The following is a 17,640-nucleotide window of genomic DNA, read 5'->3' as shown; positions in this document are numbered from 1 at the left end:
CGGAACCGCCCATGACTGCGCCTGAACCGGAGACCCCGGGCCTTTCGCGCCCCGGCCTTTCCCGGCGGCGCGCGCAGTTGCGGCGGATCGCCCCGCCCGTGCAGCATGTCGCGGCGACGGGCCGGGCATTGCTCCAGCGATCGCTGGACGTGGCGCGCGCGGGGCGGCTGACGATCCTGATCGGGCCGACCGGCTACGGCAAGACGACCGCGCTGGCCCAATGGGTGGAAAGCCTGGCCGGGCGCGGACTGGCAGCCGCCTGGTACACCGCGTCCGATCTCGATCGCGAGCCCGACCTGTTCCTGCAGATGCTGGCGCTGTCGCTCGACCGCGCCGGGGTCAACATGGCCGACGCGGCGCTGGGCAAGGCGGGTTATGCCAGCCCCAAGGCGACGCTCGACGCGATCCTGCTCCAGCTCGAGAAATTCGCGCGGCCGCTGGTGATCGTCGTCGACGATTACGAACGCCTGGAGCATCCCGCGATCGCGCAGATGATCGACGCGATCGTCGAGGCGCTGCCGGCCGAGATCCATCTGGTGCTGGCGACACGGCGCAAGCCGCAGCTCAACCTGTCGGCGCTGCGTGCGCAGGGCGCGGTCAGGATCATCGACCCCGGCGAATTGCGCCTGGACGAGCAGGAGATCGCCGCGACACTCGACATCGCGCCCGACACGCCCGAGCTGACGCGGATCGTCGAGCAGACCGAGGGCTGGCCGGTCGCCGTCCAGCTCTATCGCCTGTGGCGCGAGCGCGCCGGCCGCCACGCCGATGCCCCGGGCTTTGGCGGACAGGTGGAGGAAGTCGCGGATTATCTGGCCGAACAGGTGCTGGCCGACCTGTCCGACGATCTGCGCGCGCTGGTGCTCGACATGGCGGCGCTCGACTATATCGAACCCGCGCTGGCCGACCGCATTCGCGGCCGGAGCGACAGTGCCGGGCAATTGGCCGAGATCGCGGCGCGGCTGCCGACCCTGGTGCAGCGCAGCGCGTCCGAAGGCGAGCCCGCCTATCGCCTTCACCCGCTGCTCGCCGATTATGCACAGGCACGCGGCGCGCGTGGGGCGACGCAGACCCGCCAGCTTCATACCGAGGCGGCCTCATGGTTCGGCGAGCATGAACGCTATGCCGCCGCCGTCCGCCACGCCGTGCTGAGCGGCGATGCAGCGGTGCAGACGCGCATCGTCGGTTCGCTGCCCTTTCTAGACGTGTTCCTGGCCTATGGCGCGGGCGAGCTGCGCGCGATCCTGCGCGAGACGCCCGCCGCACTGGTCGCGGCGCTGCCGCGCATCCAGCTGATGGCGGCGCTCGCGCATTTCAAGACGGGGGCGTTCGGCAGCGCACTGGCGATGCTCGACCTGGTCCGCGAGCGAGCGATCGCGAACGGAGAGATTGAGCGCGATGTCCGTTTCGCGGTGGAATGCGACGCACTGGCGCTGATCTTCCTGATCTATATCGACGGGCCGATCAGCGATTGCGAGACGCGGATCGCGCAGATCCTGGCACGCGCCAGCGCCTATCCGCTGCTCTGGGCGTGGTGCGAGAATGCGATGATCGTGGTCCACCAGCAGCGCGGCGACCTGGCGGCGGCGCGCCAGTCGATCATCCGTTCGCGCGAAATCTATGAAGCCAGCGGGATGCTGGGTTTTGCCGAGGCGCATCTGCACACCCACGACATGCTCATCATGCTCGCCGCCGGCCAGCTTCGCCAGGCGGGCGAGCTGGCGACGGTGATGCAGCGCGACCAGCGGACACGGCGCCATGCCGAGCCCGTGATCGCAGCGATGACACAGATGACGCTGGCGGTGATCGAGCATGAGCGCAATTATCGGGAGCGCGCGGGCGACACGATCCGGCTGGCGCTGGAACAGTTCGGCGAGGGCGAAGCCTGGTTCGAACATTATGCCATCGCCTATCCGGTGATCGCCGACGTGATTGCGCGCCGGCACGGGCGCGACGCCGCGATCCGCATGATCGAAACCGCCGATGCACGACTGAAGGCGCGCGGGATGATGTGCTGCGCCGGCCTGCTCCATGCGCTGGCCAGCGCACACCGGGTGAGCGGGATGAACGCCGATGCCGCAACGGCGCTGCTCGCCGATACCGCGCTGCGGCGATCGGCGGCGCGCGACAGCGCCGGGGTGCCCTGGCGCGAGCGCGATATGGCCAATCGCACGCTGATTGCCGCGGCATTGCGCATTGGTGACGTCATGGCGGCACAGGACCATGCGCGCGCGATGATCGACGAGGGTCGGCAGAGCGACCGGACGGGCACGCTGATCAAGGGCCTGGTGCTGCTCGCACGCGCCAGCGAAGCCGCGGGCGACGGCGCGGAGGCGGACCGGGCGATCGGCGAGGCGGTACGCATCGCCTGCACCGAAAGCGTGACGGCGGCGTTCGTCGAGGAAGGCGCCGCGATCCGCCCGCTGCTGCTGCGCGCCCGCGCGTTGATGCAGGCGGCGATCGACCAGAAACATGCCGAGGCGATCCTGCGTACGCTGGACGCGCATCCGCAATTCCGATCGCCCGACATGCTGAGCGACCGCGAGGCCGAGATCGTCGCGCATCTGGCCGACGGCGCATCGAACAAGCTGATCGCGCGCCGGCTGGGGCTGACCGACAATACGGTCAAGTTCCACCTGAAAAAAGCCTATGCCAAGCTCGGGGTTTCGAGCCGCAAGGAAGCGGTGGCGCGGGTTATGCAGGACGGGTGAAGGGCGTCCCCCATCCGTTTGCTTCGAGCGCAGGTTCGAGCTTGCCGAGAACCGAAGTCGAGAAGGACCTGGACGCCGGGCGGCTTCTCGACGGCCGCGTCTCGACAGGCTCGACGCTGCTCGAAGCGAACGGTGTGGGTTCCGCTACCCTTATTCGCCCGCAACCACCCCATAAGCGATTGGCCAAGCCGAGGCCCGTCATGGTCTGATGCTCCCGAAGATAAAAAGGGAGTCAGGGATGATGGCGAAGACCGGAAAAAGCATATCGCACTGTCTGCTAACCGGATGCGCGGCGGTGGCGATCATGGGCAGCACAGCCGCATGGGCGCAGAGCGAGCCACAGGATCAGAGCGAGGCCGGTGCCGACACCGCCGATATCATCATCACCGCGCAGCAGCGCGCCGAGCCGCTGCAGAATGTGCCGATCCAGGTGCGCGCCTTCACCGATCAGGCTTTGTCCGACGCGGGCATCCGGTCGACGGGCGACATCATCGCGCAGATCCCCAATATGAGCTTCGATCGCGGCAATAATTACTCCAGCAGCTTCGTCACGATGCGCGGGCTGACGCAGATCACCAATGCCGATCCGCCGATCGCCTTCGTCATCGACGGCGTGCCACAGACCAGCCAGGAGCAACTGGGCGTCGCGCTGTTCGATCTCGAGCGCGTCGAAGTGCTGAAAGGACCACAGGGCGCGCTTTACGGCCGTAACGCCGTGGGCGGCGCGATCAACGTCGTCACCAAGGCACCCACCAACGATTTCGCGGGCTTCGGCAATCTGAGCTATGCCAATGGCGATACGCTGGAGACCTCCGCCGGCGTATCGGGCGCGATCGTCGACGACATAGTGCGTTTCCGCGTTTCGGGCACCTACAAGCAATCGGACGGGCTGATCCGCAACAGTTTCCGCGGCGACCATACCGATTTCGTCGATCACGATTATTCGCTGCGCGGCCGGCTGCTGCTGACGCCCAGCGAGCCGCTCAGCATCGACCTGCGCGGCCAGTATCGCGATTTTCGCGGCGGCACCAACGGCTATGCCGTCGTCAAGTCTGGCGATCCCAATGATTTCCTCGATCCGCAGTCCAACATCCCCGGCTTCGCCAAGGGGCATAGCGGCGACCTGACCGCCAAGATCGACTATGATTTCGGCTTCGCGACGTTGACGGGCATCTCCGCCTATACGCGCTTCAAGCAGATCTACCGCGCGGACCTGGATTTCAGCAATCCGGTGGACACGCCTTCGGGGTTCAACGGGCTCGGCTTCCAGCTCGGCCAGGGCCAGGATCTGTCGCAAAAGACCTTCAGCCAGGAAATCCGGCTGGTCTCGGCCGATAACGGCCCGCTGCGCTGGCTGGTCGGCGGCTATTATCTGAACACGCGGCGCGCGCTGCGCACCCGCGGCTTCATCGACATCAACAGCGATCCGGCGCAGATCGACACGCCCGGGCTGGTGATCATCGACAATAACGAGATCGCGCGGAACAAGGCCTATGCCGGCTTCGCGCAGGTCGATTACGACATTCTCGACACGCTGACGCTGACCGGCGGCCTGCGCTACGACAGCGACGATCGCGAACAGACCAATGTCACGACCGGCGCGAAGCGCGACCTGTCGTTCGATCACTGGCAGCCCAAGGTGACGCTGACCTGGAAGCCGCGCAATGGCCGGCTGGTCTATGCCACCTACAGCACCGGTTTCCGTTCGGGCGGGTTCAACGCGCCCAACGTCACCGTACCCTCGTTCAAGGCCGAGACGCTCGAGAATTTCGAACTGGGCTTCAAGACGCAGTGGCTGGACCGGCGCCTGACGATCAACGGATCGGCATTCATGATGAATGTCGACAATTACCAGTTCTTCTATGTCGACGCGCTGACAGCATCGCAGATCATCGACAATATCGGCAAGGTGCGGATCAAGGGCATCGAGCTGGAGGCGATCGCGCAGCCGGTGAAGGGCCTCGAGGCCGGGCTCGCCATCGGCTATATCGACACCAATATCCGCAAGACGCTGTTCCCCGCCGATATCGGCAACCGGACGCCGCGCACCACGCCCTTCACGCTCAACGCTTCGCTCCAATACCGCACCGCGATCAGCGGCGACATCGAGGGGTTCGGCCGCATCGAATATCAGCATTCGGGCAAGAAATATTGGGGCGCCGACAATGCGGCGGTGCAGGATCCCTTCGGCATGCTCAACCTGCGGCTGGGCGTCGAGCGCGGCGGCTTCGGCCTCTACGGTTTCGCCCGCAACCTGCTGAACAAGAACTATTATACCGAATATGTGCAGCCCAAATATTCCGGGCTCAATGTGGCGATCGGCTATCCCGGAACGCCGCGCACCTATGGCGTCGAAGCCAAGATCACTTTCTGACCCCGGACTGCGCGGGGCGGCGCATGCCGCCGCCCCCGCCCCTTTTTTTCAAGCGAGTAGACAGGCATGAACAGCATGAGTGGATACAGGCTCGGCATAGATGTTGGCGGCACCAATACCGATGTGGTGCTGATGCATGGCCGCGAGGTCGTCGCGACCGCCAAGAGCTTCACCACCGCCGATGTCCGCAGCGGGGTGATCAACGCGGTGACGATGATCCTCGATCAGGCTGGCGAACATCGCAGCGAGATCGGTGCGGTGATGATCGGCACGACGCAGTTCGTGAACGCCTTCGTCCAGCGCCGCGGCCTGGCGCCGGTCGCGGTCTTCCGCGTCTCGCTGCCCAAGGCCGACGGGGTGCCGCCGCTGACCGGCTGGCCCGACGATCTGGTGGAGGCGGCCGGCGACCATATCTACATGGTGGGCGGCGGATCGCTCTATACCGGCAAGGATTATGCGCCGATCGACGAGGACGCGTTGCGCGCCGCCGCGATCGAGGCGCGCGGCAAGGGGCTGAAGGCAGTGGCGATCTCTGCCAATTTCGCGCCGATCCGTCCCGATATCGAGGAACGCGCGGCGGCGATCGTGCTGAGCGAGATTCCCGACGCGCGCATCACTTTGTCGCACAAGGTCGGTGGCATCGGCCTGATCGACCGCGAAAATGCCGCGATCATCAATGCGATGCTCGCCGAGCTTTCGGGCCAGGTGATCGGATCGCTCGAATCCGCGCTGGCGGAGCTCAAGATCAATGCGCCGATCTTCATCAGCCAGAATGACGGGACGCTGATCACCACCGAAGTCGCCGCCGCCTTCCCCATCTTCACCTGTTCGGCGGGGCCGACCAACAGCATTCGCGGCGCCGCGTTCCTGACCGGGCTCGACGAGGCGGTGGTCGTCGATATCGGCGGCACCACCAGCGATATCGGCTTCCTGCTGCGCGGTTTCCCGCGCGAGACCACCGCCGCCAACGATATCGGCGGCGTGCGCACCAATTTCCGCATGCCCGATGTCCTCTCGATCGGCATCGGCGGCGGCAGCCTGGTCCGTCACAGCGACGCCGGCTGCACCGTCGGACCGACATCGGTGGGCTATCGGCTGCAGGAAGAAGGGCTGGTGTTCGGCGGGACCACGCTGACCGCGACCGATATCGCGGTGCGCGCCGGCCAGGCCGAGATCGGCGATGCCGCCAAGGTCGCGCATCTCGATGCCGGGCTGGTCGAGGCGGCGCTCGACGACCTGCATGCGCAGATCGAGGAAGCGATCGACCATATCAAGACCAGCCAGCACGCCATCCCGCTGGTGCTGGTGGGCGGCGGCAGCATCCTGATCGGCCGGCCACTCAAGGGCACATCCAATGTGCTGCGGCCCGATCACGCCTCGGTCGCGAACGCCGTGGGAGCGGCGATCGCATTGGTCAGCGGGCGCGTCGACAAGCTCTATGATGTGGCCGCCCTCGGCCGCGATGCGGCGATCGCGCGCGCCAAGGAGGAAGCGACGGCGGAGGCCGTGAAGGCCGGCGCGCGCGCCGAGGATGTCGAGATCGTCGAGGTCGTCGAACTGCCGATGACCCATATGAAAAGCGGAACGGTGCAGATCCGCGTGCGCGCCGTCGGCCCGCTCGCCATGTTCGCCTGAACCGCCCAAAGATCGCCTGAGAAAGCAACAGACCATGCTGACCGTGAACAATGTAACCGACATCAAGGACATGGCGCGCGGCGCCGTTCTGCTCGGCACCGGGGGCGGCGGCGACCCCTATGTCGGCCAGCTTTTCCTGCAAGCGCAGATCAAGGCGGGCCGCTATCCGAAGGTGATCGCGAGTGAGACGATCGCCGACGACGCCTTCGTGCTGTCGATCGCGGGGATCGGCGCGCCGACGGTGATCGTCGAGCATCTGGTGAGCGACAAGACCTTACTGCGGCTTCTGGCGCGCGCCGAGGCCTTTTACGGGCGTCGCGTCGACGCGCTGATCAGCGCCGAGATGGGCGGCGCCAATTCGATGTTCCCCCTCGCTTTGTCCGCGATCAGCGGTATTCCGGTGCTCGACGCCGACGGCATCGGCCGCGCGGTGCCGCATATCGAAATGACCACGTTCAGCATCAATGGCTGCAAGGCGACGCCGTGTATCGTGATGGACGACAGCGGCAATGTCGCCGTGATCGAGGCGGTGGACGATCGCACCGCGGAGGATCTGTGCCGATCGATCACCGCCGCGATGGGCGCGCTGACCTTCGGCGCGCTCTATCCGATGTCGGGTGCGCAGGCCAAGGCGTTCGCGGTGCAGGGCACGCTGATGCAGACGCTGGAGATCGGCCGCGCGATCCGCACCGCGCGCGAGGGCGGCCGCGACATCTTCGCAGACCTGCTCGACGTGCTGGGCAGCCGCGACGGTCGCGCCGCGCGGATCCTGTTCGACGGCAAGATCGTCGACGTCGTCCACGACACGCGCGACGGCTGGCATTTCGGCCATGCCCGGATCGGCGGGATCGGAGATTCGACCGACGAATGCATCGTCGAATTCCAGAACGAATTCACCGTCGCGCGCGTGAACGGGAAAACGGCAACGATCGTGCCCGATCTGATCACCATGCTCGACCGCGAGACCGGCGAGCCACTGACCGCCGAGATGCTCGCTTATGGCCAGCGCGTCAAAGTGCTCGGTTATGCCGCAGACGCGATGCTGCGCACCCCGCTGAGCCTGGAGGTGCTGGGGCCGCGCATGTTCGGGCTGGACGAGGATTTCCAGCCGATGGAGGAACTGGCGTAGAATTGAGCATCGCCCCCTTCGCGGCCCGACCCATTGCCGTCGCCCGGCCCGGCCGATTGACCCCGATCGGCCGATCCGCTTTGCTGGCGGCGAATGATGGAGGGGATTTATGCCGGCAAGGATGATGGGACTGCTCGCCTGTGCTCTGGCGGTTGCGAGCCCGGCGGCGGGGCAGGATGCGGGTGCGGCGGATCCGGCAACGGCACGCGCGATCGAGGCGGCCGCCTATGACTATGTCGACGGCCAGCTGGAGGGGGATGTCGAACGGGTCACCCATGCGCTCCATCCCGATCTCGCCAAACGGACCCCGCGGCGTGAATCGCCCTATGAGACGTTGCCACTCGGCCGGATGACCTCCGACGAGTTGATCGGCCTGACGCGCGAAGGCGCGCTCAAGACACCGAAGGACCAGTGGCAACGGTCGGTGAAGATACTCGGCGTCGATCAGGACATCGCCACCGTCCGGGTGGAGACGCCCTGGTTCGTCGACCATCTGCAACTCGGGCAGTTCGGCGATCGCTGGGTGATCGTGAACGCGCTGTGGCGCAGGAAGCCGCGCCCCGCCGGACCCTAAACGCCTGGAAAACCGCCATTTGTGACGGTGATGTGACAATGTGGCTAAGGGCTCCTTCACCACTCGTGTCTATTGGCTCGGTGCATGAAGGTCGCGCTCCAGTCCGAATTGCCACGCTCCATCGGCCATGCCGTCGCCAGCCAGGACGACGCGGGCCTGGCCGCACAGCTCGCATCCGCGGATTTCGCGTATCAGCCGATCATCAACACCTCGTCGCTGCGCGTCCATGGTTTCGAAGCATTGGCGCGGCTGCCCGAAGGGACACCCGCCATTTGCGAGCTGCTCGACAGGGCGGCCGAGGACGGTAATCTGAGGGCGATGGATCTGGCGCTGCTGCGCAAGGCCATCACCAAGTTCGCCGGCTTCGAAGCGGCGGCATCGACCCGGCTGTTCTGCAACGTCGACAACCGAAGCTATGAAGGGTCACCGCCGACGATCGAGGGGATCAGGGACGTTTTCAGCAACTCCGGCCTCAGCGCCGGCAATCTGTGCCTCGAAATATCGGAGCGAGGCCCGGTACGATCGGCGGACAACCTGCTGCACGCCGTCGAGCTTCTCAGCGGCATAGGCGTGCGCATCGCGCTCGACGATTTCGGCGTCGGCATGTCGGGCCTTCACATGCTGATGACCGTGGAGCCCGATTACGTCAAAGTCGATCGCAGCTTCATCAACCAGATCGCATCGAATCCCCGCAAGCAGGCGATCGTCGCGAAGCTGTGCGGCCTCGCCCACGCGCTTGGTTTCATGACCGTCGCCGAAGGGGTCGAGACCGAAGCCGATTTCCGCATGGCGCGCGACCTTGGCTGCGATCTGGCGCAGGGCTTCGGCATTGCGCACCCGACCACGAGGCTCGACGAACTGGCGATGTCGTACGGCGGCACGCTGCGCGGCGCCGGGCGCCCGAAGATGAATGCCCGCGTGGCAAAATTGCTGAACCCGATCACCCCTTTGGTCATCGACGCGCCGCTGATCGATGCCGCGAACGCCTTCAAGGCCGCGCCGGACCTGCGGATCATTCCGGTCACCGACCGGACCGGGCTCGTACTCGGGGCGCTCGCCGAAGAGGATATCCGCCGTTACCTGCTGAGCGATTTCGGCCCCGCGCTGCTCGCCAACAAGGGCGCCACGCCCCGGCTGGAAAAGCTGGTGCGGCGTTTTCCGATCGGCGACGCCACGGCCAGCGTCGAGGCGATCGTCAACAGCTATGTCGATGCGGAAAGCGCCTATGGCCTGATCCTGGCCGACGAAGGCTGTTATGCGGGCTATCTGAGCAACCATGCGGTCCTGCGCCTCGCCGCGGAAACGGCGGTCTCGACGGCGCGCGAGCAGAACCCGCTGACGCATCTTCCGGGCAATCGCAGCATCACCCAGCATATCGAGGAAATGCTGTCGCGGATGGGACCGCAGACATTGGTCTTTTTCGACTTCAACAATTTCAAGGCGTTCAACGACAGCTATGGCTTCGCCGCCGGCGACCGCGCACTGACGATGTTCGCCGATCTGCTGCGCAAGGCGCAGGCGAAGACCGCGTTCGTCGGCCATATCGGCGGCGACGATTTCTTCGTCAGTCTGGCGCAGGAAGAAGCGGCCAGCGCCGAGATCATCCGCGGGCTTTGCGCCAAATTCGCGAGCGACGCGGAAAGCCTCTACTCAGCGGCGGACCGTGCCGCGGGCGGCATCGTGGCGGTCGACCGCTTCGGGCATGAACGCTTCTTCCCGCTGCTCGGCGTCTCCGCCAGCATGCTGCACCTGCCCGCCGCCCGCGCGCATTTGACGCTGGAGATGGTCAACGACCGGCTCGCGGCCGGCAAGCAGATGGCCAAGGGGTCGGCCACCGGCATCGCAACGGTTCGGCTGCCGGAAAGTGGCGCCGCCGCGCTGGTTGAACGGCTCAAGGGTTAGGCAGCACTACGCGCTTACACGATCATCGCAAGCGCGACCGACCGCGACCGCTCGACTTGACCAAGTCGTCCATCACCACAGCGCCGAAGAACACATGAAAAGGTCGGCAGAGAATCATGATGGAACGGAGACGGAGCCCCGCATACTCACCCGCTAACGAACCACCCGAGCGTCGTCATAAGCGGCATCAAGCCGTTGCCCACGCGCGAAGCTGATCAGAAGCCGTTGCAGCGACGCTGGCTGCCGCGTCGAAAGCCGTTCCTCGCCCTTGACCTCGAAGGCGTAGAGGCCGTGTTCCACCTGAGGGTAGACAACCACCGAAATCGGGCGCCCCTTCTTCTTCAACGCGAGGAGGCGGCGGCGGGTTTCGAGATAGGGGGCGTCGATATCCTCGCCGCCCAGGATCCAGAGTTGCGGGGTTCGGAGTTTTCGCAGGACCGGCATCGGATCGTAATCAGGGATGATGCCGGCGAACAGGCGCGGCCCCTGTTCGCGCAACTGGGCCTCCGGCGTGGTGATCACCACGCCGGTCAGATTGCCGCGCACGAAGCGGAACCACGGTTCCTTGCGGTATCTGTCGAGCACGGCGCGTAGCGCGTCATAGCCGGACTGGAAGCGATTGCGGGCGATCGCCTGGGCGGCGGCGCCGATCTCCTGCGCCTTGGCGACCTCGGCGGCACCGAAGCCGTGCCGGGTCATGTCGAGCGCGAGCGCTTCGTCATCCTCCGCCATGGGCGATACCGCGAGACCATAGCCGACGATCACGAAATCGGCCGGGCCCTGCGTCGCGGCCAGCGGCGCCGTCCAGCCGCCCTGGCTGGTGCCGTAATAGCCGATGCGCCCTGCTCTTTTTCCGGCCATCGCCCTTGCGGTCCGGAGCGCCGCGGCCGCATCGGCGGCGAGCTGGTGGAGATCATGGGTGAAGGCGCCGGCGGAGCTGCCCGTGCCGCGCTTGTCATAAACGAAGACGCCGACGCCCTGTGCGGGAAGCAGGCGCTGGAGCGCATAATTGCGAAGGCCTGAACTGTCCTCGGATCCGTGGATCAGCACCACGATGGGAACAGCCCCCTGCCCCGCCGGCAGCACGAGCCGCCCGGCAAGCTGTGCATCGCCGCTGGCGAAGCTGGTTTCCGTCATATCGAACGGCAGGCGCCGACCCGCAACGCCGGCGAAACCGATCTCACCCCGGCCGCAGCCCGAGAGATCGACGGCGATGCCGTCGCGCCGCTCCGTCCAGCCCAGCGTGCTCGACCATGAGCCGGCCGGCGTGGAAGACAGCAGCCCCGTCGTGCCGTCCGGCCGGCGCCAGCGATATTTGCCGTCCTGCGCCGGCGCAATGTCGACGCCGGAGCCATCGGCCAGCCGGTAATAGGCTGGCGCGCATTCCGTCGTCCGGGCCGGGGCGGCGGCCGGCGCCGGGGCGGCAACGGAAGGCGCGAACATCAGCAATCCCAGGGACGCTATCGCTGATATTGGCCTGGCGCGGTGCATCATGCGACGGCTTATAGCGAGCCGGTGTCGTATAGTCCCGATACACGTCATCATTCCACCTCGGGACATGAGCGGGGGGATCGGCGACACCGCCCTCCCCTATTTCGCGCCCTTCAGATAGTCCGCCGGGATCGGATGTTCCGGCGTCTCCGGACTCCAGATGATATTGAGCACCCACCAGCGCTTGCCGTCATTATAGAGCTGCACGCTGTTGATGCCGCGCATGAAGGGTTCGGCATCGCTCGCCTTGCGCCGCGCGGCATAGGTGGTGAAGATATGCGCGATATTGCCGTAGCGTTCCTCGCGATAGGCCAGTTCGACCTCGTGGAAGCCGTTCTTTTCGAGATTGGGACCGCTGATGTTGACGTAATCTTCCGGTGTCATCACACGCGCACCGACCTGGCCGGTCTGCGCATTCTTTCCCGTCGGAATCATCTGCGCCTTGGGATGGAAGAGCGACCGGAACCGGCTCCAGTCGCGCTTGACGCCCGCATCCCCCGAAATGACCTCATAAAGCGCCTTCACCGCCGCATGCGGCGAGGAAACGTCGTCCGGTCGCGGTGCCGGCACCTGGGTGGAGGGATCCACGGGCGCGGGCGCGGACTGGGCCGTCGCGATACCGGGTAGCGCCAGCCCCGTCGTCATCGAAAGCAGCATTGCCAGCGCCGCTCCGTTCAGTTTTCCCGCCCTGCCTGTCATATCGCGATCCTCCCTCATGCGCCGGTGCGCATTCGTCCCGATCTATACGCGGATCGATCGGGAATTAAGCCGAAGTTTTCGATGGACAATTCGCATCGGTCGACGCGCGACATCCGCATCCGCCGCACGCGATCGCGAATGGCACGCCCCGAAGCGATCCCGCCTTGACGGGCGACGTCGCGCGGTGCTTCCTCCTGCCCGAAATTCGAAAAGGAAAAGAGGATGCGCTCAGTATTGTTCACTGCCGCGGCTTGCGCGCTACTGATGATGGCCACGGGCGCACAGGCCGCGAAGCAGACATGCGTAAGCAAGGCGACAGACGAGGCCGACGTCGCGGCCATGGTCAAGGATTTCTTCGCGGCGATCCAGCGGCGCGACCTGGCGGCGGCGGCGGCGATGACCACGCCCGGCTTTCATTCCTTCGACGTCGCCAAGGCGTTTACCGGGCCCGAATTGTTCGCGATGGTCGGCGGCGCGCAGCAGAAGGGCGCGACTCTGGAATTCGGCATCGGCGCGGTGGAGACGCATGTCGCCTGCAACACCGCCTGGTCGGTGTGGAAAAATGACGGCAAGATCAATGCGACGCCGACCCTCTGGCTCGAATCCGCGGTGCTGAGCCGCACCCCGGCGGGCTGGCGCTTCGAATTCTATCATTCGACCAAGGTGCCGCCTGCCAAATAGGGGCTCGCATGCCAAACCCGTTTTCGGCCACCCCCAGTCATCCGCACCATGGGCCGACGCGCGATCCGTACGGGACCAAGACCTGCGGTATACTTGCAACGATCGCCGGCCAGATACGTAAACTAAAACTCTGTAAACAATATAATCCGACCCCGACCGCCAACCGAAGAAGTTCGCGAGATATATTTCAAAAACCCAGTGAAATTACTTAATATACACAGCATATTCACTATTATTCTGATAATATTCGCTAAATTCTATTTTCTACCTCACTTATTGCATGATCCAACATTCCAAATCACTTACATGCAAAAATCAAAAAATGTGACACCTCTTGATTCCATCATCCATCCGCTTGCCTTTCCACGTAAACAGCAGTCTGATTGTGGACAATCGTGACCCCACCAAGTAATGCCGGCCCAAACGAGGGGCGCGTATTTTAGTATATCGTTTTTTGAGTGCGGTGGTCCTAGCGGGCCTGGCGAGTAGCGTAAGCGCACAGAATGAAACGGAACGCGGGAGCGTCCCCGCGGATCGCCCCACGAGCGCGAATCTATCTGCCGCGCAGGTCTTCGCACTAGCCGATGCCGCGCGCGCGCGCAGCGATTTCGGCACCGCCGAAACCGCCTATCGCGCACTGACGCAGGATCACGATATCGAAATCCGTAGCGAGGCGCGCTTTCGTCTGGGCATGATGCTGAGCGACGACCTTCATCGCTATTCTGATGCCGCGATCGAATTCCGTCGAATTCTGGACGACAAGCCGGACACGGCGCGCGTACGGCTGGAACTGGCACGCATGCAAGCGATGCTCGGCAATCTCGGCGCGGCACGGCGCGAATTGCGCGCAGCCGAAGCCGCCGGGCTTCCGCCCGCCGTCGAACAATTGGTGCGCTTTTATTCGCGTGCGCTGAATGCCCAGAAACCGGTGGGCGGTTCGATCCAGGTGGCGCTGGCGCCGGACAGCAACATCAATCGCGCGACGCGCTCGGACACATTGGGCACGGTGATCGGCGACTTCGTGCTCAACGACGATGCCAAGGCGAAGTCTGGCGTGGGGCTGGACCTGCAAGGGCAAGCCTATTTCAAGCTGGGGATCGGGTCGGGCACGGATCTGCTGGTGCGCGCCTCGGGAAGGGGCTCGCTCTATCGCGAGGCGGATTTCAACGACATCACCCTGGGCCTGCAGGCAGGGCCGCAATATCGGTGGGGCAAGGATCAGATCACATTCTCGTTCGGCCCGTCATGGCGCTGGTATGGCGGTGGTCCCTACAGCACGACCATCGGCGGCAATGCGAGCCTGCAGCACCCGATCGGAAAGCGCAGCCAGTTGCGGCTCGACGGCGGGATTGGCCGCGTCACCAACAAGCGCAATGCCGCGCAGAGCGGCCGCAACTTCACCGCCTCTGCCGGGGTCGATCATGCATTCAGTGCGCGGCTGGGCGGTGGATTGCAGTTCTATGGATATCGCGAAGCGGCCCGCGATCCCGGCTATTCGCTCGTGAGCGGTGGCGTATCGGGTTACCTCTTCCGCGAGATGGGCCGCACCACGCTGGTCGGATCGCTGGGGTATAGCCATCTCGAGGCGGACAAGCGGCTGTTCCTCTACCCGAAACGCAGGGTGGAGGATCGTTTCACCACCAGCGTCGCCGCCACGCTGCGCGCGCTGAGCCTGGGCAGTTTTGCGCCGATGGTGCGCCTGACATGGGAGCGCAACCGCTCCTCCATCGAAATCTACGACTATCGCCGCGTTGCCGCCGAATTCGGCGTGACATCGGCGTTTTAGGCAGGGGAAAGTCCATGAAGTCCGTGCGTATCAAAAGACTGGTCTCGATATCGTCGGTAGCCGCGCTGAGCCTGGCGCTCACAGCGTGCGGCGGCGGCGGCGTCAACAGCACACCGACGCCTACTCCGACACCCACTCCAACTCCAACTCCAACTCCGACACCAACGCCCACACCGACGGGAGATCTGCTCGGCAACCTGGCGACACAGAGCTTCCAAACCATCTCGACCACCGGATCGGCCACCTATCATGGGACGGAGGCACCGCCATCGGCGACGAACGCCGGACCATCGTCGCTCACGCTGGCATATGATGCGGGAACGAAGGGCTATACAGTCACCACGGCAGGCCGCACGCAAACCTTCCTGCCTTCACATATCGATGCCGCAAAGAGCACGCCCGAACTCGTCGTCTATGTCCGGACCACAGGCACGACGACGACCGAAACGCTGACCCTGACCAAGGCGGGAACGTCCGGTCATTTCACCTATCGCTATGTCGGAAGCGGTTATTGGGAAAAGCTCGTGCTCAGCGCCACGGCCGGAACGGGAACCGGCAGCTTCGATGCCTTCGTCTACGGCTTTCCCACGGCGACACCCGCCATCCCGCGGACGGGCGGCGCCAGTTATGCCGTGGACGTGCTCGGTGCGCGAACGACGCAGGGCGGGCTGGAGGGACTGGCCGGTGCCGGTTATTTCGATGCCGATTTCGGCCGTGGCGTCTTTTCACTCGCAAGCTCGCTTGAAGGAAAATCCGGGATAAAGACCGAATTCATCGCCCAGGGCAGCCTGTCCTCGGCATCGAACGGTTTCACCGGCACCGTCCGCTTCACCGATCAGAACGCCACCTATGTCGGCGCCGTCAACGGCCAATTCTTCGGCCCGGCCGCGGAGGAACTGGGCGGCGCCTGGCATGCCCAGGAACAGGGGTACGGAACACCGGATGTGGCCGCAGGTACGGTGATGGGCCGATCGACCGGGGCGATGGCCAATATGACCTCGTTCAACGACAGCGGCGTCCGCACATTCCATGCCGGAACCGGTTATCGCGTCACGCACGGGCCATCATCCAACAGCGCCCAGCAGACGTCGATGGTGATCCATTATGATCCGGCGAGCGGCGACTATATGGTTTCCGTGCCCGACGCGATGCACAGTTTCGATTACGTCAACCAAGGCGGCACCGGAGGCGGCGACGGACTGACGATCCATGACGGCGCAAGCCTGACTTATGTGCGTGGCGCTGACTGGCTGCGGCGTTCGAACATGTCGTCGAACCAGTCGACTACCACCATAGACAGCATCGTTTATGGCTATGAGACGCCCGCTGCCGCGGTTCCGCGTACGGGATCGGCGGGCTATGCGATTGAGTTGAACGGCGCCTTCGTCAGAGCCGACCAGTTGAGCAGTACCTCCGGCCTGCGCGGCACCGGCGTACTCACTGTCGACTTCGGAAGCGGTGCGATCGCAGCCAATGGATCGGCCAACGTGGTCCAGCAGACGAGCACCACGGTCTACGATCCCGGCGGCTTCAACGCCACGGCCACGCTTTCGTCAAACGCCAACGCCTTTTCCGGCACGATGCAACTCGATTTCCGCGAGGCCGGAAAATTCGACGCCCAACTGAGCGGCCGATTCTTCGGGCCGGCAGCGCAGGAAGTCGGCGCCGCCTTTTCGGCGAGCAAGGGTACGCACTCGCTGTCCGGATCTCTGCTCGGCGCGCGTGATGACAGCGCGTTGAGTCGGAAGCTTGCGGACTATACCGAGACGACCACCTTCCTCGGTGGATATTCCGCCTCACTCAGGGCCCCGCCAGCCCATGGCAGCATCCCGTTGCTCCGGGGTGATTTCGCTCTGATCATACCGACCAGCCTGGCCCCTCGGCTCACCTGGAACCCGTCTGCGGACAGCTATACGGTCCAGGCCAACAGGCTGCCGCCTGAACCTGCGCTTGAGCTGACATTCGGAGAAGCGCAGAAGAATACGGCGGCCTCTGACGCGCGTTTCGATGTCTATACGCGCTCGACCGGCACGACGGACTACACCTTCCGCGTTTACAAGACGGGCAACAGCGAACTGGCGCTCACTTATGCCAGCTTCGCGCAACTGAGCGCCCATACGCCCGGAACGAGCGGCAGGCTGGAAGACAATGACGAATTCGGGTTCATGACCTTCGGCAGCCTGACATCGCTGGCAGCCATGCCGCGGGCCGGTACTGCCAAATACTCGGGCGTCGTCTATGGTCACGGCGCGCAAGTGACCGAGCAAACGCGCGCGATTTATGACCTGGCGGGCACCAGCAGCTTCGTGATGGATTTCCTCAACAACAGCTTCACGTCGAAACTGGTGATCAACGGCACCAACCGCGCGGATGGAAGCGCGAAAAGCTTCGCCGACCTCAACTTTTCCGGCGGCATCTTCAGTGCCACCTTCAACGGTGTCCTGACAGCCGGCAGCAACGGAAACGGATCGATCACGGGCTCGTTCTACGGGCCGAGCGGGAGCGAAATCGGCGGCGTGTTCGGATATTCAGAAGATCAGTTGCGGACGGTGCTGAACGGCGGGTTCGTAGCCAAACGATAATTTCGTCATTCCGGTTTCAATAGATCGATGGCGGGGCGCCAGGCGCCCCGCCATCATTCCGTTCCGGACATGAAGA

The 17,640-nt window shown here is 64.6% G+C and carries 11 protein-coding genes; 9 read left to right on the top strand and 2 right to left on the bottom strand.

Going from position 1 to position 17,640, the window contains the following annotated elements:
• Nucleotides 1–11: 11 nt before the first annotated feature.
• The 6 genes from AC3WN8_RS10060 (at nt 12) to AC3WN8_RS10035 (ending at nt 10,325) form a co-directional block, all read left to right on the top strand.
• On the top strand, nt 12–2,711 hold the full coding sequence (locus tag AC3WN8_RS10060) for a LuxR C-terminal-related transcriptional regulator (protein WP_492669272.1): 2,700 nt from the start codon (nt 12–14) through the stop codon (nt 2,709–2,711).
• Nucleotides 2,712–3,015: 304 nt separating this feature from the next.
• Nucleotides 3,016–5,085 (top strand): TonB-dependent receptor, encoded by a 2,070-nt coding sequence (locus AC3WN8_RS10055; protein WP_492669271.1) that lies wholly within the window; start codon nt 3,016–3,018, stop codon nt 5,083–5,085.
• 75 nt (nt 5,086–5,160) lie between these two features.
• Nucleotides 5,161–6,720, top strand: coding sequence for a hydantoinase/oxoprolinase N-terminal domain-containing protein (locus AC3WN8_RS10050; protein WP_492669270.1), 1,560 nt, complete (start codon nt 5,161–5,163; stop codon nt 6,718–6,720).
• 34 nt (nt 6,721–6,754) lie between these two features.
• Nucleotides 6,755–7,849 carry an S-methyl thiohydantoin desulfurase family protein gene (locus tag AC3WN8_RS10045; RefSeq protein WP_492669269.1) on the top strand — a complete coding sequence of 365 codons (1,095 nt, stop codon included), beginning with the start codon at nt 6,755–6,757 and terminating at the stop codon, nt 7,847–7,849.
• Nucleotides 7,850–7,958: 109 nt separating this feature from the next.
• Nucleotides 7,959–8,423 (top strand): nuclear transport factor 2 family protein, encoded by a 465-nt coding sequence (locus tag AC3WN8_RS10040; protein ID WP_492669268.1) that lies wholly within the window; start codon nt 7,959–7,961, stop codon nt 8,421–8,423.
• Between the two features lie 84 nt (nt 8,424–8,507).
• Entirely contained in the window at nt 8,508–10,325 is a 1,818-nt protein-coding gene (locus tag AC3WN8_RS10035; protein ID WP_492669267.1) for an EAL domain-containing protein, read from the top strand.
• A gap of 153 nt (nt 10,326–10,478) precedes the next feature.
• Here AC3WN8_RS10035 and AC3WN8_RS10030 read toward each other — a convergent pair whose 3' ends face one another.
• Together AC3WN8_RS10030 and AC3WN8_RS10025 are read right to left on the bottom strand one after the other, a co-directional pair.
• The gene (locus AC3WN8_RS10030; RefSeq protein WP_492669266.1) at nt 10,479–11,768 is read right to left on the bottom strand and encodes an alpha/beta hydrolase family protein; all 1,290 of its coding nucleotides are present in this window, start codon (nt 11,766–11,768) and stop codon (nt 10,479–10,481) included.
• Nucleotides 11,769–11,915: 147 nt separating this feature from the next.
• On the bottom strand, nt 11,916–12,515 hold the full coding sequence (locus AC3WN8_RS10025) for a hypothetical protein (RefSeq protein WP_492669265.1): 600 nt from the start codon (nt 12,513–12,515) through the stop codon (nt 11,916–11,918).
• Nucleotides 12,516–12,737: 222 nt separating this feature from the next.
• Between AC3WN8_RS10025 and AC3WN8_RS10020 the strand changes: the two genes are divergently transcribed.
• The 3 genes from AC3WN8_RS10020 (at nt 12,738) to AC3WN8_RS10010 (ending at nt 17,564) form a co-directional block, all read left to right on the top strand.
• Nucleotides 12,738–13,196: a nuclear transport factor 2 family protein gene (locus tag AC3WN8_RS10020; RefSeq protein ID WP_492669264.1), complete on the top strand. Its 459-nt coding sequence runs from the start codon at nt 12,738–12,740 to the stop codon at nt 13,194–13,196.
• Between the two features lie 463 nt (nt 13,197–13,659).
• Nucleotides 13,660–14,982 (top strand): surface lipoprotein assembly modifier, encoded by a 1,323-nt coding sequence (locus AC3WN8_RS10015; RefSeq protein WP_492669263.1) that lies wholly within the window; start codon nt 13,660–13,662, stop codon nt 14,980–14,982.
• A 14-nt stretch (nt 14,983–14,996) separates the two neighbouring features.
• Nucleotides 14,997–17,564, top strand: a complete 2,568-nt coding sequence (locus AC3WN8_RS10010; protein ID WP_492669262.1) for a transferrin-binding protein-like solute binding protein — start codon at nt 14,997–14,999, stop codon at nt 17,562–17,564.
• Nucleotides 17,565–17,640: the final 76 nt, after the last annotated feature.

The organism is Sphingobium sp. FW305-3-2-15-F-TSA7 (assembly GCF_058787155.1).
The sequence above is the reverse complement of the archived record's forward strand: the minus strand, read 5'-3'. Positions and strand labels throughout refer to the sequence as shown.

Coding starts and splice junctions, on each gene's coding strand:
- AC3WN8_RS10060 (WP_492669272.1), top strand. CDS start 12: ATGACTGCGCCTGAACCGGAGACCCCGGGCCTTTCGCGCCCCGGCCTT.
- AC3WN8_RS10055 (WP_492669271.1), top strand. CDS start 3,016: ATGGGCAGCACAGCCGCATGGGCGCAGAGCGAGCCACAGGATCAGAGC.
- AC3WN8_RS10050 (WP_492669270.1), top strand. CDS start 5,161: ATGAGTGGATACAGGCTCGGCATAGATGTTGGCGGCACCAATACCGAT.
- AC3WN8_RS10045 (WP_492669269.1), top strand. CDS start 6,755: ATGCTGACCGTGAACAATGTAACCGACATCAAGGACATGGCGCGCGGC.
- AC3WN8_RS10040 (WP_492669268.1), top strand. CDS start 7,959: ATGCCGGCAAGGATGATGGGACTGCTCGCCTGTGCTCTGGCGGTTGCG.
- AC3WN8_RS10035 (WP_492669267.1), top strand. CDS start 8,508: ATGAAGGTCGCGCTCCAGTCCGAATTGCCACGCTCCATCGGCCATGCC.
- AC3WN8_RS10030 (WP_492669266.1), bottom strand. CDS start 11,768: ATGTTCGCGCCTTCCGTTGCCGCCCCGGCGCCGGCCGCCGCCCCGGCC.
- AC3WN8_RS10025 (WP_492669265.1), bottom strand. CDS start 12,515: ATGACAGGCAGGGCGGGAAAACTGAACGGAGCGGCGCTGGCAATGCTG.
- AC3WN8_RS10020 (WP_492669264.1), top strand. CDS start 12,738: ATGCGCTCAGTATTGTTCACTGCCGCGGCTTGCGCGCTACTGATGATG.
- AC3WN8_RS10010 (WP_492669262.1), top strand. CDS start 14,997: ATGAAGTCCGTGCGTATCAAAAGACTGGTCTCGATATCGTCGGTAGCC.